Raw genomic sequence first — 22,825 nt, 5'->3', positions numbered from 1 at the left:
CTTGTAAACAGGCCTGATAGAATGATGGTAACATATTGAAATTTTGGGTGGTTGTCTCAACCACTCTATTTCTTTTGGGTTCATTTGGCTAGAGTCTTTATCTTGATTACCTTTGAACCCCTTTGTCACCCCTTGAGCATTTTTTATAATCGTAACGAAATTAGTGAGATTGCCAAAGAAAATCAGCGAGACTATAATTTGAGCGAGAGTACCTTGTATAAAATTCTCTCTCAATCTACAACATCAAATTTATTAACCCTAGAAACCCTATTAGAAGAACGAGATAAAATCGTCGTTAGGTTTATCCAAAATCCCAATCAAACTCAAAATTATATCACCATAGGACTGGAAGATTTACTCTGAATAAATGCTGCTTCTCTGCAATCTTGACAAGCTTTTTATCTGGCAGCCTTTCACTGTTTACTGTTTACTGGACGGCTACGCCGTGCCTTTGGCAACACTGAAAAAAAACCGCCACTCTCCTATACCTTTTAAACAGGATTTAGTATAATTTTGATGGGCAAAAATTGCTATTAACTACCCGGAGGGGGAATTACAGGAATTTCGATCCCGTCCGGCGCTAAGGGGGGAGGTGTGGGGGTTGGTTCTGGCTGGTAAATAGGTTCAGGTGTACTAACTAAGGGAATATTTTCCAGCACGGGAAGACGGGGAGTGATGGGTTGGGAAAACATCGCTTGAATTGCCGCTTTTCTGGTTTCTGGAGATTCCAAAGCTTGCTGCCAGAGACTTTCATAAAAGAAGAAAATCACCCCTAAACCCCGTTGACGAGCAGCCAATACCTTTTCTTCAATAAAGGGTAGGGCAATCGGTCGATTGCGTAAACCGGTTAAAACTCCCACACCGGTGGGGATAGTTTGCTGGGTTTCCTGAATTTCGGGACGCTCTATTTGTTTGAGAAAACTGGGCAGATCGGGACGATAAACCTGTACAATTAACTCGTCGACTAATCCTTGCCGCACCCAACCGAGCCAATCCTGTAAATGACCATTATAGGCGAATTCGTAGGGATTAGGGGCGATCGAAAGCAGTATATTCGGTTTAATTGCCTGAATTGATTCTTTGAGATTAGCCAGAAAAGCGGTGATTTTATCGGCCCGCCATTTTGTCCATTCGGGATCCCGGGGGTTAGCCGGGGGCGTTTTTTCCGTTTCCTGTTGATAAAGAGCGATAGTATAGGGATCATAGCCAAATTCGTTGGGTAAACTCAGATGATCGTCGAATTGGATGCCGTTAATATCGTATTGTCCCACCACTTCCAAGACTAATTCCCGCAGAAAATTCTGCACCTCGGGACGGAAAGGATTCAACCAGACCACCTCACCGGCTGCCCCCACCCAAGTGGTCCCTCCGTCGCGTTTTTGGGTTAACCAGTCCTGATGTTTTAAGGCTAATTCTGAGGTGGGAGGGGCCATAAATCCGAATTCAAACCAAGGAATGACCAATAATCCCCTTCCACGGGTTTGTTCCACCAATTCTGCCAAGATATCTTGTCCCTGCGCTCCCGTAGGCACAAAAGGCTGTATTCCTTCCCGTTGAGCGATCGCACTAGGATAGAGAGCATAACCGGAATTCCAAACCACGGGATAGATAGCATTAAAATTGAGATTAACTAATTGCTCGATCGCCTGTTGTCGTTTATCCCTGTCCATCAGCATCGCAGTATCGTTGGTAGTGATCCAAACACCGCGGATATCGCCATCCCGACTTTGAGAGAAAGCAGCGGAAAAATAGCCTAATAGTAGGACTATTAGAAAAGATACTAAGAATAGTAGTATGGGGAGCTTTTTAAGAATTTGCCGCCAAACGCTGGTCGGAATTAGAAAAGTCATTTCTTTAAGGTGAAGATTAACGCTTTTAACTGGTTATGATAACAGCTTTGCTCAACTCTTTCAGGCTAGATTGACCCAAAATATATATTTGCCTATTTCTTCCCTCGCCACAATTGACCTTGAGGATAGAAATAATCAAGACGAATATCGAATTGATCTAGGGCCAGTAATAACCGATTGGAAGGACGAAAAAGAAATAAGTTGACGCGGGGAATTTCTAGGACTTCTTCTAACTTATCGGTATCGGGGTTAGTGGTAGTCAGAAAGTATTGTACATCAGCATTAAGACGATAATTCAGGGAAAGCAAATCACCTAAGTTAGTCCAGTCATTACCTTCGTCGCTGATAATAATGGCCTTAGGTACAGCATTGATTTTTCTCGCAACTTCGCCATTCCAATAACTAGGAACTTTTGCCCAACTGGTTTCGGAAAGAGCATTATTGAAGTTCGATATTATACTAGCAGTTAACAAAAAAGTCAAGATAATTTTACCTGAAAATTTACCTTGATTAAGCAATTGTGACAAGAAAAAAGCCACAGTTATATAGATAGTGGGAAAGGTCGCAATTAGATAACGGGTGACAGTTGATCTAGTGGTGGTTAAAATTAGATCGGGAATGACTAAAGCTAGGAAAGGTCCTAGGGTTGAGGTAATCAGAAAAGTAAAAGCTATCGGGTTATTGTAGCGATAAACTCGCTCAAAAGCATAGATAGTTAAGATTAAAAAAATTACTCTATATATATAGGTAAAGATGTTATTAAAACCAAAATCGCTATCGCTAAATAGAGAAGTAAAAGTTAAGAGCCATAATTTACCGAACAATCCCCAATCGAGATAGTTAACGGCAGCCCAACTGGTGGAGTTAAAGGCCCTTTGAGAGTTAGTTAAAAAAACCTGTAACCAGGGTATATATAAAATTATCATTGTTAACCCAGATAACAGGAAAAATATCAAGTTATTTTTTCGCTCTGGTTTCATAACAAGATACCAAAGTATAAAGGCTGCTTGAGCAAATAAGTTGAGGATAAAAAAGAGATGGGTGTAGAGTCCGAGAGTATTAGCGAGGGTGTATAAAGACCAATTAACAAGAGTTCTTTTTTTGAGACATTTTAACAGCATCAATTGACTGATTATCGTTAACAAAACTAAAAGACTATACTGACGGGACATTTGAGCAAATATTATATCAACTGGGGACAGTGCCAATAAAATTACTGCTAAAATTGCCGTTAACTTTGATGTAAATAATTCTAGGGATAGATAGTAAATAAATGGCAGGGAGAGAAGACTAAAAATAATTGCTAAACTGCGGGAAGAAACGGGAGAAAAACCGAATATTTTTTCCCAATAGCGAGAGATAATAAAGTATAAAGGTGGGTGCTGAGGGTCTTCTTTAGCGAGAGATTTTATTGTATCAAAAACATTACTTTCGGGTTTCAGTTGTTGAAATTTTCCTAATTCTGTGGTAGATAAAAAACGATTTTGAAAGATAGTATCAGCGATTTCCTTTGCTTGATAACCAGTGGTTCTAATCGTGGTGTAGGATTCATCATGCCAATAGATTTTTTTATCGATATTCGCAAAACGAAAAACCACACCGAGAGTTAGGATAATTGCCAAAAGTATTAAGAGCCAATTGGGAGTTTTATAATTAATAGTTGCTTTCATTTTAATAATTAGAGCGACTTTGTTTAAGATTGAGAAACTTGGTAAATTCCGGTTGAAAAAGTAGCTTAATTGTGCCGGTGGGACCGTTACGGTGTTTAGTAATAATTACTTCGGCCACACCTCGATCGGGACTATCGGGGTTATAATATTCATCTCGGTATAACATCATAATTAAATCCGCATCCTGTTCGATACTATTATGAACGATGATATTATTGGCAATAAAGTTATGCAGTTTATCTACTGTTAAATCATACACTTCTGTCTCTCCATCCGCTTGAATTGCCATAACTTCATCCCAATTAAAAGTTAGGTCTGAATTACTCAGAGAGCGAGGTAAAGCGATATAATTACCAATATTTAATTCATCTAATCTTTGCCAACCGTGGACAGTCAAAAACTTATGATTGGCTGTAGCTCTAATCGTGCAACCTAAACGAGTTGTTAATCGAAAAACTGGCTTAAATCCTGTGGAAAAGACTTTAGTTACCAGTGCTTTTTCTAATTTCATTGTTTCCTCATTAAGAGCAAAAACCGTAAAATTAGAGCAATTAACTAACTGACAAATTGGCACTTTAGCACGAGGATCTGCTAACTCAACTAAACTATCACCCGCTAAACATCCCGACTCGCGTAAATCGGACATCATCGGTCTTTTATTATTGCGAGATTCCACAGCGCGACTTAACTGAGAAAGGGCAATTACTGGAGCATGAATTTCTCTCGCTAAACCCTTAAGACTGCGGGTAATTTTAGAAATTTCCTGAACGCGATTATCACCTCCCCCTTCCATTAATTGCAGATAATCGATTAAAACTAAGCCCATTTGTCCCTTTTTTTCCGCCTGTAAACGCCGCACTTGGGAACGCATTTGAATTACACTTAAATTGGCACTGTCATCGATATATATGGGCAAATTTAATAACTTTTCTAGTCCCCCAAGAACCTTCTCTAAATCATTTTGTCCCAAACGGCCCGAGCGAATCCGATTACTTTCGATTTTAGCCTCATTCGATAACAAACGTTGGGCTAATTGTTCCTTGGACATCTCCAAACTAAAGACAGCCACAGGTAAATTCTGTTGAGCGATATTATAGGCAATATTAAGAGCAAAAGAAGTTTTTCCCATGGAAGGCCTACCCGCGATAATAACTAAATCCGAGGGTTGTAAACCACTGGTCATCGCATCGAGATCATAAAATTGAGTTTCGATACCGGGTAGAGTGGTCGTCTCCTGCATTTTCTCAATTTCATTAAAAGTTTCAATTAAAGTATCCCCCAGAAAAATTAAACCCTCCTGGGGTCGTTTTTGGGTGAGACGAAAAATCTTTTGTTCCGATTCATCGAAAACATTTTCTAATTCTAGCGTCGTATCCCTGGCTAACTCAATAATTTCTCCCCCGGTGGAAATTAACTGACGACGCATATATTTATCCATCACTAATTCAGCATAGCGATCGATGTTGGCAGCCGAAACAGTGCGCTCAATTAATTGTAACAATCGCGGCATTCCCCCGATTTCTTCCAACAGATGATTATCCTGTAACCAACTGCTAACCGTCATTAAATCCGTCGGTTTTCCCTTCCCTTGTAAAGCAAGCGCCGCACGATAAATATCTTGATGGGTTTTCACATAGAAAGCTTCTGGAATTAAAAAATCACTGATTCTACCTAACGCTTTTGGATCTAGTAAAATGCCACCTAAGATAGATTCTTCCGCTTCAATATTTTGGGGGGGGAGGGATTGATCGCTAATCATTATCAATGCTGACCGTGCTTTATCATTAATTATAGTCAGTTTCACCCTAATTAAATACAAATGTTCAGGTTAATGATAGGATTCAGTATTCAGGAGACAGTATTCAGGAGTCAGGAGTCAGGAGACAGTATTCAGGAGTCAGGATTTAGGAGTCAGGATTCAGGAGATTGTTTTTATTTATTCTCCCCACACCCCACACCCCACACCCCACACCCTACACCCCACACCCTACACCCCACACCCGTTCGGACCTCGGCGTGAGCTTTTGTCGAACGCTGAGCTCACGGCCGAAGCCCACACCCCACACCCCACACCCTACACCCCACCTGCCCCCCCGATGTCGGGGGGGTTGGGGGGGCCACACCCCACACCCCTTTTAAACAGGATTTAGTATGACTTTAATGGACTCCTCGACGCTCTCCCCGGCCGTTTACTTTATTGGTGCAGGTCCTGGAGATCCAGAATTATTGACGGTAAAAGCCTATAAAATTCTCCAAAAAGCCGATGTTATCCTCTTTGCTGATTCCCTCGTCCCCAAACAGATTCTTGAGGATACTCGTCAAGATGCCGAGTTAATTCCCACCAGTAGCATCACCCTAGAGGAAATTATCCCTTTAATGATCGATCGCGTGCGTCGGGGTTTAGCGGTGGTGCGACTGCAATCGGGGGATTTAAGTCTTTATAGTGCTATCCAAGAACAAATTCATCTTTTGACAGCAGCAGATATCCCCTTTCAGCTAATCCCCGGAATTAGTGCCTTTCAAGGATTAGCGGCCAAATTGGCCCTAGAATTAACGATTCCTGAATTAGTCCAGACAATTATTCTAACCCGGGTGGAAGGGAAAGCCTCTCATATACCAGAAAGTGAAGAATTAGCCTCTTTAGCCGCTCATAAAGCCAGTTTATGCCTATATTTATCCGCCCGTCATATTGACAAAGCCCAGGAAAAACTCCTACGATACTACCAGCCAGAGCAACAGGTGGCCGTTTGTTACCGTCTCGGTTGGCCTGACGAAAAAATCTGGGTTGTCCCCCTGTCAGAGATGGCCCAATTAACCCATAGGGAAAATTTAACTAGAACTACCCTTTATCTAATTAGTCCCGCTTTAAACCAGATTACAGGAACTCGATCGCAACTTTATCACCCGCAACATTCCCATCTTTTCCGTCCTCATTCTTAGGTATTTTCTGGGAAATCTATCGAAAGAAATACCCGGTTTCTACCTAAAGTTAGATTTAAAGAGCGGCGATTTTGTTTAAGATTATTTCAGGAGGTAGGACGATTTTAAAAACGTTTAAAATTAGTCTGACAATCCATGCACAGCTGCCCTATTTGTTCGGGAATTACCCTTCGTCACCTTGTGGCTAGTCGTGCCTACTGGTATTGTCCTCACTGTCGTCAGGAGGTTCCTAACTTCCTCGATTGCTCCATTCCTCGCAGGGTAGAGCGAGTTAGAGCGGAAAAAACAGTCTAGATTTTCAAGTTGGTAGATGGCAATAAGACTTGTGGGATGTGTTAATTTTTAACCCATCCCACTTTTCCTATCTAGGGTTCGCTGAATAAATCTAAAAACCTTGTTGGATAATATCTTTCGGCTTTTTTGAAATCAAAAAGTACCAGCGATGGGAGTGATCGGGGGGAAAATTCAGGGACTTTTTCCCTGAAAATTAGGTAATTTACCAGATGAAAATGGGTAAAAGCCTACACCCTACACCCTCTTTCAAGTCAGGAGTCTGGGGAGTCAGGAGTCATACTAAATCCGTTGAGTATAGGCTACATATCAGGATAGGCACTCATGCAAGAGGCACTCATGCAAAGGGGAGAATAAATAATCAGTTTTTAATAACTGGATTTAGTATCAGGAGTTTCAGGCTTTGTTGCCCTCTTTTTTGTACCAGTTTATGTACTATAAGAAGGATAATGCCAGGTTTTTGAAGGTCCCAATCCTATTTTCGCAGCATGAACATCGGATTTTAACAGGTCAAAAGCCTTATTTTAAAAGGGGTTTTACCATTATTCAGCCAGCCCTAGCTACTTCTGATGGTGAACTTGTAGGAGGTACAAAGTTTTCCTTTTCGGCAGTTGATCCCTCCGGTCGCAGTTCGATCGAGAGGCCTTCCTGGGCGAGAATAGTTTCAGGGAAAATCTTTCTTGCTTCTTCCCCGATGCGATCGAGAAAATCGTCATTATGGGCGGGATCGTGATGAAATAGAACTAACTGCTTAACTTGCGCTGCCTGGGCGATTTTGACTGCCTGCTGCCAAGTGGAATGACCCCAACCCACCTTAGAATACTTAGGATCGTTGTATTCCTCATCGGTGTAGGTAGCATCAATAATCATGACATCCGCCGACTTGCATCTCCACACAGGAAGTATTACCACCATAACGAACGGTTTCTGAACCTGGACAGGGAATACTCCCCCGTACTCCCCAAAATTTGCTCTGGAAGCAATTGTAGGGCATATCAAAAGCTCCTCTACTGGTGCTGATGGGCTAATAGATCAGATTAGCACTCTTCTACAATTAAGTCTGTGACTTCATCCCTAACACAACGATCTATGATTAGAGGTGAGGATCGTCACTTTTGCAAGAGCATGGATTTACAGAAATTCTTAGAACAATTGCCTCAACAGTATCAGGATTGGGGATCGGCTTTAATGTCGCCTATTTCCGAGCAATTAACCATTTTAAGCCAAAAAACCGCCTCCTATCCCGATCGCAATCTCTTTCCCCTGCTCAATCTAGCCGTTGCCTGTCTGCAACCGGACGAGGTTTACTGTCAAGTGGGTTGTTTTCGTCGCGGTAGTTTAGCCGCCGCTTTCTGCGATAATAGCGATCGCTGCGGTTATGGCGTAGAAGCTTTTTTTAAATACGATCCATCGGGAGAAAAGCTAACTATATTATCTGAGGATTTGGAGGATTTTCAACTATCAGAACAGATATTTTTAAGCGATCAAGAAACGGAAAACTTTTTCGATGATCTCGAAGAATTAAACAGTGAAGAAAAGCTGGGAGTTTATTACTACGATGCCGCCGAAGACTATCGATCGCTCTTCATATCCCTACTTTTAGCCAAAAACTTCTGGTCTGATTCCGCTTTAATTATCATCAATAAATGTCAGCATCCTGCTCTCCAACAGGCAATAAAAGATTTTACTAAAACCCATCCCCAAGCCCAGATAATTTTAGATGATCAAGTCGCTAATCACGGTTTGCTTGGTTTCAAAAATATTTGTTTATTAGCTTGGAATGCTCCCCCGGAGATAACAGCGCTAAAATCCCCGAAAAAACTGGTTTTAAATGTGGGTTGTGGTCCCTATAATCCCGAAGCCTTACCCCAACTATTCCGCGATGGCAATTGGCAAGAAATTCGCCTCGATATCAATACTGCTGTTAACCCCGATATTTTAGGAACGATTACCGATTTAAGTGCCGTTCCCGATAACTCCGTCGATGCGGTTTTTTCTAGTCATAATTTAGAACATATTTATCATTACGAAGTTCCCATCGCCCTAGGGGAATTTAAACGCATTCTTAAACCTGAAGGCTTTTTGATGATCGTGGTTCCCGATATGCAAACTGCCGCCGAATTTGTCGCTAGAGGTGATATGGAAAATGAACCTTTATATATTTCTCCCGGAGGTCCGGTGCGCGCTTTATGGATGTTTTACGGCATGGGAACAGAAGTCCCCGGAATGCCCTATATGGCTCATAAAACTGGTTTTACCTCTCAAAATCTCAACCGGAAATTACAAGAAGCAAATTTTGCCAGAGTCGAGGTAATTCGGAGAGAATTTGAGTTAGTTGCTTTTGGGTATAAGTGAGGAAAGATTAGCAAAAATTGCCCGCAATTGTGGGGCGATTCTTTCCCTTTGATTGATTAAATAAATACTAACGAGGGTTAAAGATACCCCCACCCATTGCAATACACTTAACATCTCACCGAGAAATAAATTCCCGAAAGTGAGGGCAAAAACTGGAGTTAAAAAAGTTAAAGAACTTAAACTGGTTAAATTGCCCTTGGCGGCTAAATAAAAGAATACTCCGTATGCGATCGCACTACCAAAAATAGTGGCATAACTTAAAGCTAACCAACCATTTAAATCTATATTCTGCCATTGATGGGATTCGGTGAAGGCTGAAGCTAAAAATAGCGGCAATCCTCCTAAAATCATGTGCCATCCCGTGGCGCTGACGGGATCCGCATGACGACAGACAAACCGGATTAAGACTGTTCCCACCGCCATGGATAGGGAAGCCAAAAGCATGAGCATTTCGCCGCTATTTAGTAATTCCTGCCAGCTAAAGTCAATATTTACCGCTTTTTGTCCAAAAAAGTCATAAAACCATTGATCGGGCAAGCCAATTAAACTAATTCCCCCAATTCCTAAACCCAATCCCAACCATCCCCAGACACCGATAACTTCCTTAAATAGCCAACTCGACATTAAAGCCACCGCTAGGGGTTGGGAGTCAATAATTACCGATCCTAACCCCGCCCCGGTGCGATTTAATCCCAATGCCAGAAAACCTTGAAAAAGAGTGGCATCCATCAGAGCAAAAAGGGCAATCCATAACCACGCTTGCAGGGTTTTGGGCTGAGGACGACCTAAAAACCAAGCTACTATTAAAACTAACATTCCGGCGGGGACAAGGCGAATTCCCGCCATAAATAGGGGGGTGGTGTGGGGGATAACACCCTTCATCGCTACCATCGCTGTTCCCCAGAGAAAAAACGGTGAGATAAGTAAGAGGGGCGAGGATTTCTTTAAATCTAAGTTTTCCATAGGTAGCGATCGAGTTTTGTAGATAACAAATTTCCCTAATTGTATAGTAGAGACTGGGTATCGGCTCTTAATTCTCTTGACTTTCTCCTAACTGATTTTCCTCTAAAGCTGTTATTGGTTTTTCTTCGCTCGATCCGATCCAGATCGCAATCATTCCGGCGATAGGTATGGAGAGAAAAACCCCTAATAATCCCGCAACTCTTTCGCCGATAAAGAGGGATAAAAATAAAATTACTGGGTTTAATTCTAGGGCATTGCCCATAACTTTAGGGCGAATAATATTATCTTGAATTTGCACCAAGACAACACAGACAATAAAAGCTTTAACGGCAACTGCTGGTCCCTGGGAGGTAAAAGTCAAGATTGTTACCAACAAAATGCCCAGGGTTGCCCCGATACCCGGGATAGCATCGATAACACCGAGAATGCTCGCTAAAATTAGCCCATATTTGATTCCTAATAGGGAAAAACTTAAGAAACTCGTCACCGATAAAAAGAGCATTAACAACAGTTGCCCGCGAATAAATCCCAGAAAACTTTGTCGAAAAGACTTGGCAAAACGCTCCCGGTATGCTAGGGGGAGAAGTTGCAAAAAACCTCGCCAGAGTTTATCACCGTCGATGAGCATATAAACACTGATCACCGCCCCGAAAATGCCCGTAAAGACACTGGAAAAAACTCCCTGTACGATCGATAAACCCGTGGCTAAACCGGTTTGTAAGCTTCCCACCATTTTATTCAAATCTAACCGATCAAGAAAGTCTTGAAAGGGTAAAAAATCTTTTTGACTAAGGGCATCGGTAAGATTGAATAGTAGTCCTCTCCCCTGATTAACCGCTTCTAATCCTATGCCTGTGACTAATCTAAATAGGAGGATAAAAGCTACTAGGGTGGTAATAGCAATGGCTAGTCCTCTCGGTAGATAACGGGATAACCAAACCACGGGATAATTTAATAGAGCGGCCAGGACTGCCGAACCAGTAAAAATAGCGATCATCCCGTAGAAATAGTTAATTAAGACAATCAGACTCCAGCCACAGCCAAATAATAATAGATAGCGCACTAGAATCGAGTTATTCAGAGTTTTCCAAAAGGAGCTAGAAGGGGGCATAAATAAAGCTAGAAATAGGATTTTAGCATTTAGAATTGTTTTAACAAAGCTTCCCGCATGACCGAGACGGGGACGGGTTGACCTAACCAGATTTCTAGTGCGATCGCTCCCTGATTAACTAACATTTCTAACCCATCAATAATTCTGATCCCTCTAGTCCGGGCCAACCGGAGAAATTTGGTCGGCTGGGGATTATAAATTAGATCGTATGCGATCGCCGATGGGGGTAAAAGGTCTAATAATTCTAACTCAACAGGGGATTGTTCGCCCTGGGGGGACATTCCGATCGGGGTAGAATTAATCAGGAGTTCTGTGGTGGATACCAGCCCCTCTAATTCGTCCCAGCTATGCACTTCTAGGAGGTCATAGAGGCTTGTATTCGCCCAACTTTCTTTAAAAGGATCTAATTTCCTTTGATTGCGTCCTACCACATGAATTTTGCCACAGCCCAACTGGGCGCAAGCCACCACTACCGCCCGGGCAGCGCCGCCATTGCCTAAAATAACTGGATTCACCCGACTCCAATCTTTGTCAAGGGATTTCAAGGGTGCGAGAAAGCCATCCACATCGGTATTCGTTCCCCGCCAGCCAGTTTCCGTGCGCCAAACGGTGTTAACTGCGCCCACTAGCCTGGCTTTCTCGGTAATTTGCGATAATAAGGGAATAATTGCTAATTTATGGGGAATTGTGACGCTAAAACCCTCTAGATCGATGGCGGCCAAGCCAGCGATCGCAGTTGCTAAATTTTCCGGGGCGATAGGTAGGGGAAGATAGACATAATTTAGCCCCAAGGCATCGATAGCGGCATTGTGCATGGGGGGAGAAAGAGTATGGCCGATAGGATCGCCGATTACGCCTAATAACTTGGTTTTTCCGTTAATAATGGTCATAAAAAAGGTGGGCTTTCCCCACCAAAGTTTGATATCAAGGGTGGCCAATGCTCACCTTACTATACTAGGGTTTGCTGAAAAAGTTTTTCCTGGGGGCAGGGTGTAGGGTGTGGGGTGTGGGGTGTAGGGTTTTACCGATTTTGAGGGGGTCAATTACCTAATTTTCAGGGAAAAAGTCCAGGGATTTTTCCCCCGATCACTCCCAGATCCATTACTTTTTGATGGCCAAAAGGTCTAAAAGTTTTACCCAACAAGGTTTTTAGATTTATTCAGCAAACCCTATACTATTTCTTGATTTCCCGGGCCATTTTCAGGAAAGGATTGATATTGTCATCGTTAGCGCGACGAACGTTATCATTAGCAGCGTTAGCGTTACTATTAGCCTCGGAAGTGGCCGATTTTGCCACAATACCGTTATCGGTGACTTTGCTGACTTCCATAGAAGAAATCTGTTTAATCGATTCGCCACCCTTTTTATTCGAGGCAGTTTTCGGGAAAGTACGTCGGATCGTGATCGGTGTCCGCATAAAGTCGATATTACCGAGAGTTTTAGCGTCATCGGGTTCCAAGTAAAAAGCCTCTTTCGGTTCCGGTGCGCTCATATCCATCGGTTCATCGACGTATTTCGTCTTATTGCCAAACAGGCCAAAGAATCCAGCCATTTTCTCGCTCTCCTAAATAAATATATTTACCATAAATTGCTGCTGATTGTTAAATAATATCAATATTTATGACAAAAAGCCAGGTAGCCATCTATCAGTTATCAGTGATCAGTTATCAGTTATCAGATGTGAGTTTTCAGTTTACTGTTTACTGATCACTGTTTACTGGACGGCTACGCCGTGCCTTTGGCAACACTGAAAAGCTTCCCACACCCTACACCCCACACCCCACACCCCACACCCCACACCCCACACCCCACACCCCACTTCCCCATCACCCCATCACCCCATCACCCCACACCCCACACCCCACACCCCAATCAACGCTGTTCTAACCTACGACTGGCTAGGGACATAGAATAACAGAAAATCCAGTAAATAAAAGCCAAAAATAGATAAACCTCTGGATAATCGCCGATAAATTTCGGATTAGCTAAAACAGATCCTGCCATACCCAAGAGGTCCACCAGTCCCACGATCGCCAGTAGAGAAGTATCCTTAAATAAACTGATAAATTGACCAACAATAGCGGGAATGACCGCTTTTAAAGCTTGGGGTAGAACGATCAATAATAAAACGAAAATCGGTTTTAAACCCAAAGCTTTGGCCGCTTCAACTTGACCCTTGGGAATCGCTTGTAAACCACCGCGGACATTTTCGGCCAGATAGGCTGCTGCAAAAAGGGTAAATCCGGCGATCGCTCTGATCACTCGTTCTGGTCTCGTCCCGGCGGGTAAAATTAAGGGTAACATCACCTGGGCCATGAATAAAATTCCCAACAAAGGTAAACCGCGCAATAATTCGATATAACCAATAGATAGCCAACGAATTGCCGGTAATTCACTCTGTCTCCCCAGGGCTAATAATACCCCCAAGGGGAAAGATAAAATCATACTGGCGATCGCTACTAATAAAGTTAAGATTAAACCACTGAGATCATCGAGGGGAATGGCCTTTAAAAATAATCCTCCCAATAGTAACCAAGCGATTAAAGGTAAAGTCAATAACCAGAGCAATCCCCACCAGCGTTGGAGAAAAGCGGGGCAATTGGGGAAGCGACCCCGGGTTAATTGCCAAGAAAACAGTGATAAAGCCGCAAGTATCGTTAAAATCAGCCAAATCCGCCATATTGACTGGTCTGGATAACGACCGACCACAAATAAACCGAGATTTTCCGTCACTACAGCCCATTTTGCCCCATTTATCGCCCAATCGAGAAAACTTAAACCACCCCAGAGGCTGAGAAATAGACCCGCAAGGGTTAAGATGACGTTGTACCAAGTGTTAAAGAGATTTTTTCTTAACCAGAGTCCCATAAAATTCCCTAACCTCTACAGTGGTGATCCTCGTACTTATTCAGTACAATGGTGCTATTAGAAAAATTCAGACTGATTTTCGACCATGAACAGTTGCATTTTAATGGCTAAAATTGTCCGTCGTCCCGAATTACGTTATACCCAAGATAATCAAACTCCCTACGCTCAAATGTTAGTCGAGTTTTCTCCCAATCGTGCCGAGGCAACCCCGACTAATTTAAGGGCCGTAGCTTGGGGAAATTTAGCCTCAGAAGTCGCTCAGAACTATAATGAAGGTGATCAGGTAATTTTAGAAGGTCGTCTCTCGATGCAGATGATCGATCGTCCCGAAGGTTTTAAGGAAAAACGGGCCGAATTAGTCATTAGTCATCTCTATCATCTTGACGGCAGCATGAGTAGCGGTGAAATGGCAGCCCCGACTCCAGAAAAAGTCGTGCCAATCAATACCCACAAATCGAATAAAACCGAGGTGGAAAAACCCGTCGCACCTGTCTCCACTGGGGATTTTGAATACGACGCATCCTATGAACTTTCTAATCCTTCCGCTTGGCAACCTAGGGACACATCGGTGGAGGAAAATTTAGACGATATTCCTTTCTAATCACCCCGACAGAATTAATGGCTCTTCTCGATTTTGTCTGATAATTTTTGCCTATGGAATCGTGAAATGCTGATCAGGCAAGACTTTAAGCACTATTTTGACGGATATTCTATCAGTATAGACCTCGTTTCCACACAGAAACCAGAAGAGCCAGTTCTTGCCTTCTAACCCCCTAACTCCCCACCATTGATACTTTTCTTTTGTTGAACGTAGCTCTGAAAATCGGCGAGGGTCAGTTCATCTAACCACTGGTGTCGCTCGGCGGTGTAATCGCCATGGCCGACTTCCAATTGTTGCAGGAAGCGGAGCATTCCCACCACCCCTAAAGAGTCAACTAAAGCTTGATATCCTTGTTTTCTCAGTTCAGCTAATTTCATTGCCATCCTCCTGTAAAGTCGCGATCAACCAAATCACGGGATTCTCTACCATTACGTTAATTGAATCTCTATATTGTTGAGCTTTTCGCAGCAGCCTGTCATCGGTGGTCAGGAAAATATCAGCGCCCCCCGCTTCAGCAAAAGCCAGATGTAAGGCATCATAGAACTTAAAACCCAGTTGGGAGGTACGAAGTAGGGGCAATTCATGAATTGCCCCTACTGGCGATGGGCGTTTCCCTCGATACCATCCAACGGGCAGCTTCTACAGTAGCTTCTTGCCAAAATTCGGCATCAGTAGCAGGTATATCTGAATAATCGATATCAGAATCTTTCATCTGACCAAGGAGCTTTAATTGTTCCTCTCTCGACATACTCATAATAAATAATCACCTAAGTAGGTAGGCGTTAAAAATCATCAGATCCCCCCGCCTATCGGCACCCCCCTTATCAAGGGGGGCAGGGGGGATCGAACCTAAAATCCATTTTTAATTTAATTATAACCAGCTACTTAACAATGTTAGCGAAATTTTGAACCCTATGACGGAATCTGACACGCCGCGCCACAATCCCTCACGGAAGGCGATCGGTCGCCTGAGAAGCAGTAAAACAGGGGAAAATACCTGAAACTCTTTCCCCTATGAATCCCTAAGCTAGGGAGAAGAATATAAAGATTTATTAAATTGTAACTTTTGATACAGTTGTGGGGGGGGGAGTGTGTACACTAGCCCTAAATCGTCCTTAACGGAGTGTCGCCATCAACGGAGTGTGTAAATTACATGAGTGTCGCAAAGCAATATTCTATCAAGCAGACCATTTTTAAGCAGCTTTTATTTCTGCTCCCTTCTTTTCTTGCTTGGAGCAATTTACCAGCAAATAGCCAACCCGTAGGTTCTGGAGTGACAAACGGCATTTTTAATAGCTTCGCTCCTCCTTTTCCTTATACAGATGTCAGTGGAATTGGTACTAATCAACTTGATTTTAGTAATCCCGATCGCGATCCCAACTTTTTTAAATTCGATGGAACATCTTTTGAGAATGTTCAAGTTGGACAAACTTTTGTCTTAGGAACACTTAGCTATAAAAATGGACTTGGTTTTGTTGGTGGTCACACCTCAGAACTAGCAGTTTCTAGTAGTTCGTCCACCACCACTCCATTTGATTTTAATCAGATTTTGACTGAACAGATCAGATTAGAGCTAACCCCCAATTTTCTTCTGGTCGATGGAGTGATTTTTGATGCGACTCCTGAACAGCAAGCTGATATCTTATATTTTCCTAATAGACCAGAGTTAGGAAGCTTTCGTATTTATGAAAATTCCACTGGTACTGTGGAAGTTTTAGGAAGATTTGGTTCACTTGAGTTGGCAGGTTTTGGGAATGCTATATCAGGGGGTTTTGTTGATCCAACCATTGATCCTATTCCGACTGCTCCTGCTGTTTCCGTTCCTGAATCCAGAAATATAGCTGGCTTACTTGCGATTAGTATTGTGGGTGCAGCCTCAACCCTCAAGCGCAAACTAAAACCCTCCCAATCCACTGAAAAAGAAACTACAAAAGTCTCCTAAAATCCCCCATAAAACCCCACAAAACCCCTTTCATTAATTCCAGGGGTTTTTGTCATAAAACCCAGTCGTTGGTCGTTAGGAGAATTGAGATTGATTGTATATACCCGAACATAGTCCTACTGTTCACTAATTTTACTTTCAGCGAGAATTTCTTGGAGGACGGGGGATAAATTGCTAGTTAAACGGCCGGATCGAATAAATTCAGCGTAGGTATCAGCTTCGATATCTAGGAGGGTTTCCCGAAGTTGTTCCATTGTTAATAGCTGTAATTGGGGATAACTATCGTTGAGAGATTGTATTTCCGCTTCTACAGTCTTTAACTTTTCTTTGACGAGATGCTGCTCATAACTAAAGAATTCTGGGGCAACATCGGGAGATTTATCTAACTTAGAAAGATAGTCTAAAACCCTTTTTAAAGCTACCCTTCGGGCTAAAAGTTCCGCATAGTTTTCTCGAATTGGTTGATCACCGATCAAGTCTAATCTCGACAGGAAAGTTTGAATAGTTAATCCCTGAACCAAAAGGGTAAAGAGAACAACTCCGAAGACGATATCGATGATATCCTGACGATTGGGAAAAATAACCGGCACACTTAAAGCTAGGGCAATAGAAACGGAACCGCGCAAACCTCCCCACCATAAAACCGTTTTTTCTCGCCAATTAATTTTAGTTTCCATCAAGGCATTACTAACAGTTGCCAAAGCAAAGGTAGCCAGAAAACGGGCCGCTACCACAGCGGCGATCGTGATAAAAATTAAATTGAGATTATCGGCTAAACTGGAGAGACGAATCTGATCGCCGATGAGGAGAAAAACGATCGAATTGACAAAAAAAGCGAGAAACTCCCAGAATTGCGTGACTAATAGGCGGGTACGGGGACTCATACTAATTCTAGAGCCAAAATTACCTAAAATAATCCCCGTAGTCACCACTCCGATTACCCCCGAACCCCCGAACTCCTCGGTTAATAAATAAGCACCGTAGGCGGACACAAGAGTTAAAGACTGTTCCACTAGGGGTAAATCGAGACGTTGAGTCAGATAGGAAATACCAAAACCCACTAAACAACCCACTGCCACCCCGATACCGATAAAAGCCGCAATCCGGCTAATGGTTGTCTCTAAGGATAGACCACTAGCACCGAGGGGAATTTCCACCAAAAGAGCGAAAGCGACCACAGCGACCCCATCATTAAATAAGCTTTCCCCTTCCAAAAGCACGGTGAGGTTTTTACTGGCCCCTAATTCGCGAAAAAGAGCGACAACAGCGACGGGATCCGTAGAAGAAAGGCTCGCACCCACTAATAATGCCGTAAATAGGGGTAAATTGGTCAATTCATCTAGGGCAAAACCAACCCCGAAAATCGAGATAATTACGCCGACAATAGCGAAAAGACTGACGGGAATCCAATTATCCTTCAGATCTCGCCAGCGTGTATTCCAAGCGGCTTCAAATAGCAAAGGGGGCAGAAAAATTTCTAGAATCAGTTCGGGGGATAGGTTCACCAGACGGATATCGATGAAAGCTAAACCTAAACCGACTATCACTAACAATAGGGTGTAAGGAATTTGGCGAAACCAGCTAAAAATCCTCGAAACCGTGGCCACACTCAAGGAAACGGACAAAACAATTAGAAATTGTTCTAAATTTTGCTTAATGACTTCATCGGTAGCGGATTCTAAACTCATTGGGTGGGAGGCAATCGGTGAGCGGACGTGCAAGAAAAGAACAATCTCAATTATTTTGACATCCTCGCCGCCGTAAAACGGACGGCGATTCCCAAACCTCACGATTTAGGTTTCTGCTTCTTTCCCGAAGGATTTTTCGCACCTGCCGCCCCAGTTTTACTCTGTTCTGGTCTTATGGTCGCTCCACAGACTGACACCGCAAGCCCTGCGGCCAAAATATTTTTACTGGCGTTAATGTCTCGGTCATGGTGCGTCCCACAGCTTGGACAGTCCCATTCTCGAATATTTAACGGCATTTTCTCGGCAATATACCCGCAATTACTACACCTTTTAGAGCTAGGAGACCATCTATCTATTTCGATGTAGTTTCTCCCATACCAACGGCATTTATAGGCTAATTGTCGGGTGATTTCTCCCCAGCTTACATCAGATATTGCCTGAGATAATTTCGGGTTTTTGACCAGATTATTGACGGCTAAATTCTCAACCACAATCGTTTGGTTTTCACGAACTAATTGAGTGGTTAGCTTATGTAAATGGTCTTTTCTGCTATCGGTGATTTGAGCGTAAATCTTGGCTACTTTGATTCTTGCTTTTTCCCGATTTTTTGACCCTTTCTGTTTTCTAGAAAGATTTTTCGATGCTCTTCGCAGTCTCCGATAATGCTTTTTAAAATGCTTAGGATTAGATACTTTATCGCCATTGCTAGTAATCACGAGGCTACTAATTCCTAAGTCAATTCCGATGGCTTTATCTGTTACTGGTAAAGGCTTAATCGTTGGGTCATCAAATCTTATTGAGAGCTGCCAACGTCCAGAAGGATGTAATCTGACTGTTACTGTGCTTGGTTCACATCCGTCTGGTATTTGTCTTGACCATCGAATAGCTAAAGGTTCTGTGCATTTAGCTAAATAGATTTGTTTGTCTTTAAATTTAAAGGCTGATTTGGTAAATTCGGCACTTCCTCCTTGATGTTTTTTCTTAAAGCTAGGATACTTAGTAAGACCAGCAAAGAAGTTAGTAAAAGCTGTTTGTAAATGTCTTAACCCTTGTTGTAAAGGTACACAGCTAACTTCGTTTAAAAAGTCTAATTCTTCTTGTTTTTTCCAATCGGTTAGCATTGAAGACGTTTCAGCATATCCTACTCTTTCTTGTCTTTCGTACCATGCTTGTGTTCTGACATGGAGAGCTTTATTGTCAACCAATCTTACACAGCCCAATGTGCGCCGCAATATAGCGGTGTGCAGTCGTATGAGGTACAGTGTCACGAGCTATAAACCATGCTAGGCAAAGCTTGGTTTGTATCTCACTCAAGCGCTTACCGCTATAGCGACTCTTGTTCGGGTGTGGGGTAAAATCGGAACGAGTAGGCTTTTTCCATGTCTCACTAGTATTTAACGGTAAAGCCAACCTAGAACGGCGGGGTTTCAGACCCAAATTTTCGATGACTGTTATTGACTAAATAGGCTAGATGACTATCGGTGTGGCCAGGAGTAGCGATCGCTTTAATGGTGATATTTCCTAGTAACAATTCCTCTCCATCCGCCAGATGGCGATCAGCACAGGCTACTTGAGCATTTTCGGGAACTATACCCTGACAGCCTGTGATTTGCCTTAACTTTCCAGTTCCTGTGACGTGATCGGCGTGAATATGGGTTTCTAAACAATATTTTAGCGTTAATCCTAGCTCCCGTAATTGCCGATCATCCCTTTCCACCTGTTCCCGCACTGGATCCACCAATACCGCTTCCTTGCTGACGGGATCGGCAATCAAATAAGTATAAGTGCTGGTTTCGGGATCGAACATCTGACGGAATAGCATGATCTCTGACTCTCTTTGTATAACTTAATAACTATACTACCATATAATTATAAATTTGGGAGAGACCTCTGGCAGGATTAATTTTTGGGCTGTATCTCACTGTTGAGTCAAGAGGCAAAAATACAAATAAAGCGAGAACTGTCGCTCTTGCAGTTCCCGCTTTATTCCTGTTGTATTGTTGGACTGTCTAACGCCCGAATATTGAGTTAAATTAGTACAAAGCGTCTTCTTGGTGGGTGACGATCACACAGTCAGAAGTAGGATGGGCGACACAGGTGAGGACATAACCCGCTTCAATTTGATCGTCATCTAAGAAGGATTGATCGGATTGCTCAACGCTACCGGATTCGATTTTACCAGCGCAACTAGAGCAAGCACCAGCACGGCAAGAAGAGGGTAGATCTAATCCTTGTTCTTCTGCTATATCGAGAATATATTCCTCCTCGGGAACATCAATTATATGGACGCCATCGGGTGTTTTCAGGGTGACTTTATAAGTTGCCATAGGTTGTTCCTCTTAATCAATTTAATCAATCTAGTGAAAACGGCAGTCTTAAAATGCCTTCTCTCGCCGTTTAGACTGAACGGGTCGAATCAGTTTCCTTTTTGATACTACGCGAAAATTTACCCGGATCAACTTACCATTAGTAATGACAGCCTTAAATAAACTTAAAATAATATTTACTTATCTCTCTTTAGGTAATAAGTAGTCGGACAACATTAAAGTTTTTTAGCTATCAGCTAGAAAAGATAAAAGGCCAGAGTTGGGAGTGGGCGAGATGGAGAAGCAAAAAGCTTAATCCCGCAAAAAAGCGGGGGGATAACTCATATTCTCAGCAAAGCCCAAGATACCTCGATCGCGATGCTCATAGAGTAAATTTCCTTGATTATCAAATAAAAAGGTCCCTCCCCGTTGGGTGAGATAACTACTATCGGGGATATATGTTGACCAATTGCCCAAAACTTGACCCATATTACGCAGTCTCAGGGTGGCTAATTCAAAAGGTCGCTGAAAACCTTGACCCCCGGCAAAATTGAATAGGGAACCCCGGAAAGGTGGTAAAGGCCGCGCTTGCATTGTTTCCTCCTCGGCAATTAATTGGGGGGCTTTGCGATCGCCAAGATAACCCCGCAGCACTTCGGCCAGAGTACCCGGACTACCCACACCCGCACACATCAACATTAGATTTAACCAAGCATTTTGCCCGGGGGAAAATCCAGGTAATTTTAACGATAAACCCCGATAAAGTCCTAATAAATTGTGTAATTCGGCTTTGGGGTCAACAAAAAGCCAATCTTGCCGAAATTGCGTATATTCAGCGAATTTTAAACCTGAATTGCGATCGCCGATACCGATGGCACGAATGGTTATCCCGGCATTTTGCCAAAGGGCTGCCTCTTTTTCTAACCACCAAGCGTATTCGAGACTATCAAAATCTCCCAATTGCGGCCAAACAAGAATTAAAAGACGTTTATACCCAGTACAATCGCTTAAAATTGGCACTATTTGCCCATCGCTGACCCTTTGGCGTTGACTTGTTGAAAATATTTCATAAATGCTGCTCATAGATAAATTTCTCCTAATAAAACCGCTGCTTTTGCCCCCGTGACTTGCGGTAAATTACCGGGGAAATTGTGCCAGCGCCAATAGGCCAAGAGGGCAAAAGCGATCGCTTCTTTAAAATCGCTATTTAATCCTAGCTCATCGGTGGTCAAAAGCTTGACATTTGACCCCAAATGTGCTAAGAGTCGTTGCCGCAGGTAGGCATTACGAGCGCCACCACCGCAGAGCAGCACCTCCGCGGGCATTTCCGGCAAAAAGGTTTGATAGCTGTGGGCGATCGAAATGGCGGTTAAATCGGTTAAACTCGCCAACCAGTCGGCATCACTGAGGGAATAAGCTTGGGCATCCTGGTGCAATTGGGCTAGATAGGCGGGGCTAAATAACTCTCTGCCAGTGGATTTAGGGGGATATTGTTGAAAATAAGGCTCCTGTAGCCATTTATGAACTAATTCGGAGCAGGGTTGACCCTGGGCCGACCATTGACCGTTATGGTCGTAGGTTTGTTGGCCTTGGCTCAAAAATTGTACAGCCAAATCGATGAGGACATTGCCGGGGCCGGTATCCCAACCGAAAATGTTTTGCTGCCAATTTTCCGTTTTTCGGGGGGGTAGATAGGTTAAATTGCCAATACCGCCGATATTTTGGACGCAGCGGGCTTTAGTGGGGTGAGAAAGCAGATAAGCGTCAATTTTCGGCACTAGGGGCGCACCGTGACCAGCTTGGGCGATATCGGCAGCGCGAAAATTACTAATGGTGGGAATACGGGTATTTTTTGCGATCGCCGCTCCCCGTCCTAATTGTACCGTGTAACCGAGGCGATCGTTGGCGGGGGGTCGATGAAAAACGGTTTGACCGTGACTGCCGATTAATTGGGCTTTTGGGGTTTCTTTTTGGATATTTAAAGCGGCTTGGGCGAATTCAGCGGCGATATCATCATCTAAGCTGGCTAAAGCTTCAAGGTCGAGCTTTTCTCCCCCACAGACTTGTAAAATTGTCTCTCGTAATCGGGGGGAATAGGGATAGGTTTCTCCAGCTAATAACTGCACCTGTGGAGATTCCACTGTACCGCTAATCTCCACTAAAGCGGTATCGATGCCATCCACCGATGTGCCACTAATTAAACCGATAACTAACAAGTTTTTTCCCTCAACTGTCGATTG

The 22,825-nt window shown here is 43.1% G+C and carries 22 protein-coding genes and 3 pseudogenes; 6 read left to right on the top strand and 19 right to left on the bottom strand.

Annotated elements, in window-relative coordinates; all coding sequences use genetic code 11:
- Window positions 1-132: 132 nt before the first annotated feature.
- On the top strand, window positions 133-363 hold the full coding sequence (locus tag O9334_RS08745; protein ID WP_287999857.1) for a hypothetical protein: 231 nt from the start codon (window positions 133-135) through the stop codon (window positions 361-363).
- Between the two features lie 170 nt (window positions 364-533).
- Here O9334_RS08745 and O9334_RS08740 read toward each other — a convergent pair whose 3' ends face one another.
- The 3 genes from O9334_RS08740 to dnaB form a co-directional block, all read right to left on the bottom strand.
- On the bottom strand, window positions 534-1,850 hold the full coding sequence (locus O9334_RS08740) for a family 10 glycosylhydrolase (RefSeq protein ID WP_045358881.1): 1,317 nt from the start codon (window positions 1,848-1,850) through the stop codon (window positions 534-536).
- 92 nt (window positions 1,851-1,942) lie between these two features.
- The gene (locus O9334_RS08735) at window positions 1,943-3,520 is read right to left on the bottom strand and encodes a glycosyltransferase family 39 protein (RefSeq protein ID WP_287999856.1); all 1,578 of its coding nucleotides are present in this window, start codon (window positions 3,518-3,520) and stop codon (window positions 1,943-1,945) included.
- Window position 3,521: 1 nt separating this feature from the next.
- The gene (gene dnaB, locus O9334_RS08730) at window positions 3,522-5,279 is read right to left on the bottom strand and encodes a replicative DNA helicase (RefSeq protein ID WP_045358878.1); all 1,758 of its coding nucleotides are present in this window, start codon (window positions 5,277-5,279) and stop codon (window positions 3,522-3,524) included.
- 392 nt (window positions 5,280-5,671) lie between these two features.
- On the opposite strand from dnaB, the gene cobM reads away from it, so the two are divergent.
- Together cobM and O9334_RS08720 are read left to right on the top strand one after the other, a co-directional pair.
- The gene (gene cobM / locus O9334_RS08725; RefSeq protein WP_287999854.1) at window positions 5,672-6,460 is read left to right on the top strand and encodes a precorrin-4 C(11)-methyltransferase; all 789 of its coding nucleotides are present in this window, start codon (window positions 5,672-5,674) and stop codon (window positions 6,458-6,460) included.
- Between the two features lie 135 nt (window positions 6,461-6,595).
- Entirely contained in the window at window positions 6,596-6,754 is a 159-nt protein-coding gene (locus O9334_RS08720) for a hypothetical protein (RefSeq protein ID WP_190381893.1), read from the top strand.
- Between the two features lie 543 nt (window positions 6,755-7,297).
- Here O9334_RS08720 and O9334_RS08715 read toward each other — a convergent pair.
- Window positions 7,298-7,636 (bottom strand): annotated as a pseudogene (locus tag O9334_RS08715) (MBL fold metallo-hydrolase); the annotation flags it as partial.
- A complete protein-coding gene (locus O9334_RS23130) occupies window positions 7,611-7,745 on the bottom strand; it encodes a hypothetical protein (protein WP_376750895.1) in 135 nt (44 codons plus the stop codon). The gene O9334_RS23130 and the pseudogene O9334_RS08715, both read right to left, overlap by 26 nt.
- Window positions 7,746-7,876: 131 nt before the next feature.
- Here O9334_RS23130 and O9334_RS08710 point away from each other — a divergent pair, with 131 nt between their 5' ends.
- Window positions 7,877-9,106 carry a class I SAM-dependent methyltransferase gene (locus O9334_RS08710; RefSeq protein ID WP_045358871.1) on the top strand — a complete coding sequence of 410 codons (1,230 nt, stop codon included), beginning with the start codon at window positions 7,877-7,879 and terminating at the stop codon, window positions 9,104-9,106.
- On the opposite strand, the gene O9334_RS08705 is transcribed toward O9334_RS08710, so the two are convergent.
- From O9334_RS08705 to O9334_RS08685, 5 genes are all read right to left on the bottom strand, one after another.
- Window positions 9,083-10,069, bottom strand: coding sequence for a DMT family transporter (locus O9334_RS08705; RefSeq protein ID WP_045358869.1), 987 nt, complete (start codon window positions 10,067-10,069; stop codon window positions 9,083-9,085). The genes O9334_RS08710 and O9334_RS08705 overlap by 24 nt on opposite strands.
- Before the next feature lie 67 nt (window positions 10,070-10,136).
- The gene (locus O9334_RS08700) at window positions 10,137-11,180 is read right to left on the bottom strand and encodes an AI-2E family transporter (protein WP_045358867.1); all 1,044 of its coding nucleotides are present in this window, start codon (window positions 11,178-11,180) and stop codon (window positions 10,137-10,139) included.
- A gap of 29 nt (window positions 11,181-11,209) precedes the next feature.
- A complete protein-coding gene (locus O9334_RS08695; protein WP_287999848.1) occupies window positions 11,210-12,070 on the bottom strand; it encodes a shikimate dehydrogenase in 861 nt (286 codons plus the stop codon).
- A 284-nt stretch (window positions 12,071-12,354) separates the two neighbouring features.
- Window positions 12,355-12,732, bottom strand: a complete 378-nt coding sequence (locus O9334_RS08690) for a hypothetical protein (RefSeq protein ID WP_045358865.1) — start codon at window positions 12,730-12,732, stop codon at window positions 12,355-12,357.
- 320 nt (window positions 12,733-13,052) lie between these two features.
- Entirely contained in the window at window positions 13,053-14,048 is a 996-nt protein-coding gene (locus O9334_RS08685) for an amino acid ABC transporter permease (protein ID WP_190381481.1), read from the bottom strand.
- An 85-nt stretch (window positions 14,049-14,133) separates the two neighbouring features.
- Between O9334_RS08685 and O9334_RS08680 the strand changes: the two genes are divergently transcribed.
- Complete coding sequence (locus O9334_RS08680) at window positions 14,134-14,649, top strand: single-stranded DNA-binding protein (protein WP_045358863.1); 516 nt, start codon at window positions 14,134-14,136, stop codon at window positions 14,647-14,649.
- Window positions 14,650-14,813: 164 nt separating this feature from the next.
- Here O9334_RS08680 and O9334_RS08675 read toward each other — a convergent pair whose 3' ends face one another.
- Genes O9334_RS08675 through O9334_RS08665 form a run of 3 tightly spaced genes read right to left on the bottom strand, consistent with a single transcriptional unit; the run spans window position 14,814 to window position 15,403 of the window.
- The gene (locus O9334_RS08675; protein WP_002758270.1) at window positions 14,814-15,026 is read right to left on the bottom strand and encodes a hypothetical protein; all 213 of its coding nucleotides are present in this window, start codon (window positions 15,024-15,026) and stop codon (window positions 14,814-14,816) included.
- Window positions 15,013-15,228 carry a PIN domain-containing protein gene (locus O9334_RS08670; protein WP_287999845.1) on the bottom strand — a complete coding sequence of 72 codons (216 nt, stop codon included), beginning with the start codon at window positions 15,226-15,228 and terminating at the stop codon, window positions 15,013-15,015. Before O9334_RS08670 ends, O9334_RS08675 begins: the two co-directional genes overlap by 14 nt.
- Before the next feature lies 1 nt (window position 15,229).
- Window positions 15,230-15,403, bottom strand: a complete 174-nt coding sequence (locus tag O9334_RS08665; RefSeq protein WP_190381479.1) for a hypothetical protein — start codon at window positions 15,401-15,403, stop codon at window positions 15,230-15,232.
- 399 nt (window positions 15,404-15,802) lie between these two features.
- Between O9334_RS08665 and O9334_RS08660 the strand changes: the two genes are divergently transcribed.
- Window positions 15,803-16,591, top strand: coding sequence for a choice-of-anchor K domain-containing protein (locus O9334_RS08660; protein ID WP_287999844.1), 789 nt, complete (start codon window positions 15,803-15,805; stop codon window positions 16,589-16,591).
- Between the two features lie 116 nt (window positions 16,592-16,707).
- On the opposite strand, the gene O9334_RS08655 is transcribed toward O9334_RS08660, so the two are convergent.
- The 6 genes and pseudogenes from O9334_RS08655 to O9334_RS08625 form a co-directional block, all read right to left on the bottom strand.
- Window positions 16,708-18,279, bottom strand: coding sequence for a Na+/H+ antiporter (locus tag O9334_RS08655; RefSeq protein WP_147072914.1), 1,572 nt, complete (start codon window positions 18,277-18,279; stop codon window positions 16,708-16,710).
- A 98-nt stretch (window positions 18,280-18,377) separates the two neighbouring features.
- A pseudogene (locus tag O9334_RS08650) lies at window positions 18,378-19,660 on the bottom strand (RNA-guided endonuclease InsQ/TnpB family protein).
- 63 nt (window positions 19,661-19,723) lie between these two features.
- Window positions 19,724-20,101 (bottom strand): annotated as a pseudogene (locus O9334_RS08640) (MBL fold metallo-hydrolase); the annotation flags it as partial.
- A 211-nt stretch (window positions 20,102-20,312) separates the two neighbouring features.
- Complete coding sequence (locus O9334_RS08635; protein ID WP_287999842.1) at window positions 20,313-20,606, bottom strand: ferredoxin; 294 nt, start codon at window positions 20,604-20,606, stop codon at window positions 20,313-20,315.
- A gap of 291 nt (window positions 20,607-20,897) precedes the next feature.
- Window positions 20,898-21,668 carry a peroxiredoxin-like family protein gene (locus tag O9334_RS08630; RefSeq protein ID WP_287999841.1) on the bottom strand — a complete coding sequence of 257 codons (771 nt, stop codon included), beginning with the start codon at window positions 21,666-21,668 and terminating at the stop codon, window positions 20,898-20,900.
- Window positions 21,665-22,801, bottom strand: a complete 1,137-nt coding sequence (locus O9334_RS08625; protein ID WP_287999840.1) for an anhydro-N-acetylmuramic acid kinase — start codon at window positions 22,799-22,801, stop codon at window positions 21,665-21,667. Before O9334_RS08625 ends, O9334_RS08630 begins: the two co-directional genes overlap by 4 nt.
- Window positions 22,802-22,825: the final 24 nt, after the last annotated feature.

This window comes from Microcystis sp. LE19-8.1F (genome assembly GCF_027531715.1).
Lineage (GTDB): Bacteria > Cyanobacteriota > Cyanobacteriia > Cyanobacteriales > Microcystaceae > Microcystis > Microcystis wesenbergii_A.
Note: the sequence above shows the minus strand (reverse complement) of the source record. Positions and strands in the feature narration are given on the sequence as shown.

Coding starts and splice junctions, on each gene's coding strand:
- O9334_RS08740 (WP_045358881.1), bottom strand. CDS start 1,850: ATGACTTTTCTAATTCCGACCAGCGTTTGGCGGCAAATTCTTAAAAAG.
- O9334_RS08735 (WP_287999856.1), bottom strand. CDS start 3,520: ATGAAAGCAACTATTAATTATAAAACTCCCAATTGGCTCTTAATACTT.
- dnaB (WP_045358878.1), bottom strand. CDS start 5,279: ATGATTAGCGATCAATCCCTCCCCCCCCAAAATATTGAAGCGGAAGAA.
- cobM (WP_287999854.1), top strand. CDS start 5,672: ATGACTTTAATGGACTCCTCGACGCTCTCCCCGGCCGTTTACTTTATT.
- O9334_RS08720 (WP_190381893.1), top strand. CDS start 6,596: ATGCACAGCTGCCCTATTTGTTCGGGAATTACCCTTCGTCACCTTGTG.
- O9334_RS23130 (WP_376750895.1), bottom strand. CDS start 7,745: ATGCCCTACAATTGCTTCCAGAGCAAATTTTGGGGAGTACGGGGGAGT.
- O9334_RS08710 (WP_045358871.1), top strand. CDS start 7,877: ATGGATTTACAGAAATTCTTAGAACAATTGCCTCAACAGTATCAGGAT.
- O9334_RS08705 (WP_045358869.1), bottom strand. CDS start 10,069: ATGGAAAACTTAGATTTAAAGAAATCCTCGCCCCTCTTACTTATCTCA.
- O9334_RS08700 (WP_045358867.1), bottom strand. CDS start 11,180: ATGCCCCCTTCTAGCTCCTTTTGGAAAACTCTGAATAACTCGATTCTA.
- O9334_RS08695 (WP_287999848.1), bottom strand. CDS start 12,070: ATGACCATTATTAACGGAAAAACCAAGTTATTAGGCGTAATCGGCGAT.
- O9334_RS08690 (WP_045358865.1), bottom strand. CDS start 12,732: ATGGCTGGATTCTTTGGCCTGTTTGGCAATAAGACGAAATACGTCGAT.
- O9334_RS08685 (WP_190381481.1), bottom strand. CDS start 14,048: ATGGGACTCTGGTTAAGAAAAAATCTCTTTAACACTTGGTACAACGTC.
- O9334_RS08680 (WP_045358863.1), top strand. CDS start 14,134: ATGAACAGTTGCATTTTAATGGCTAAAATTGTCCGTCGTCCCGAATTA.
- O9334_RS08675 (WP_002758270.1), bottom strand. CDS start 15,026: ATGAAATTAGCTGAACTGAGAAAACAAGGATATCAAGCTTTAGTTGAC.
- O9334_RS08665 (WP_190381479.1), bottom strand. CDS start 15,403: ATGAGTATGTCGAGAGAGGAACAATTAAAGCTCCTTGGTCAGATGAAA.
- O9334_RS08660 (WP_287999844.1), top strand. CDS start 15,803: ATGAGTGTCGCAAAGCAATATTCTATCAAGCAGACCATTTTTAAGCAG.
- O9334_RS08655 (WP_147072914.1), bottom strand. CDS start 18,279: ATGAGTTTAGAATCCGCTACCGATGAAGTCATTAAGCAAAATTTAGAA.
- O9334_RS08635 (WP_287999842.1), bottom strand. CDS start 20,606: ATGGCAACTTATAAAGTCACCCTGAAAACACCCGATGGCGTCCATATA.
- O9334_RS08630 (WP_287999841.1), bottom strand. CDS start 21,668: ATGAGCAGCATTTATGAAATATTTTCAACAAGTCAACGCCAAAGGGTC.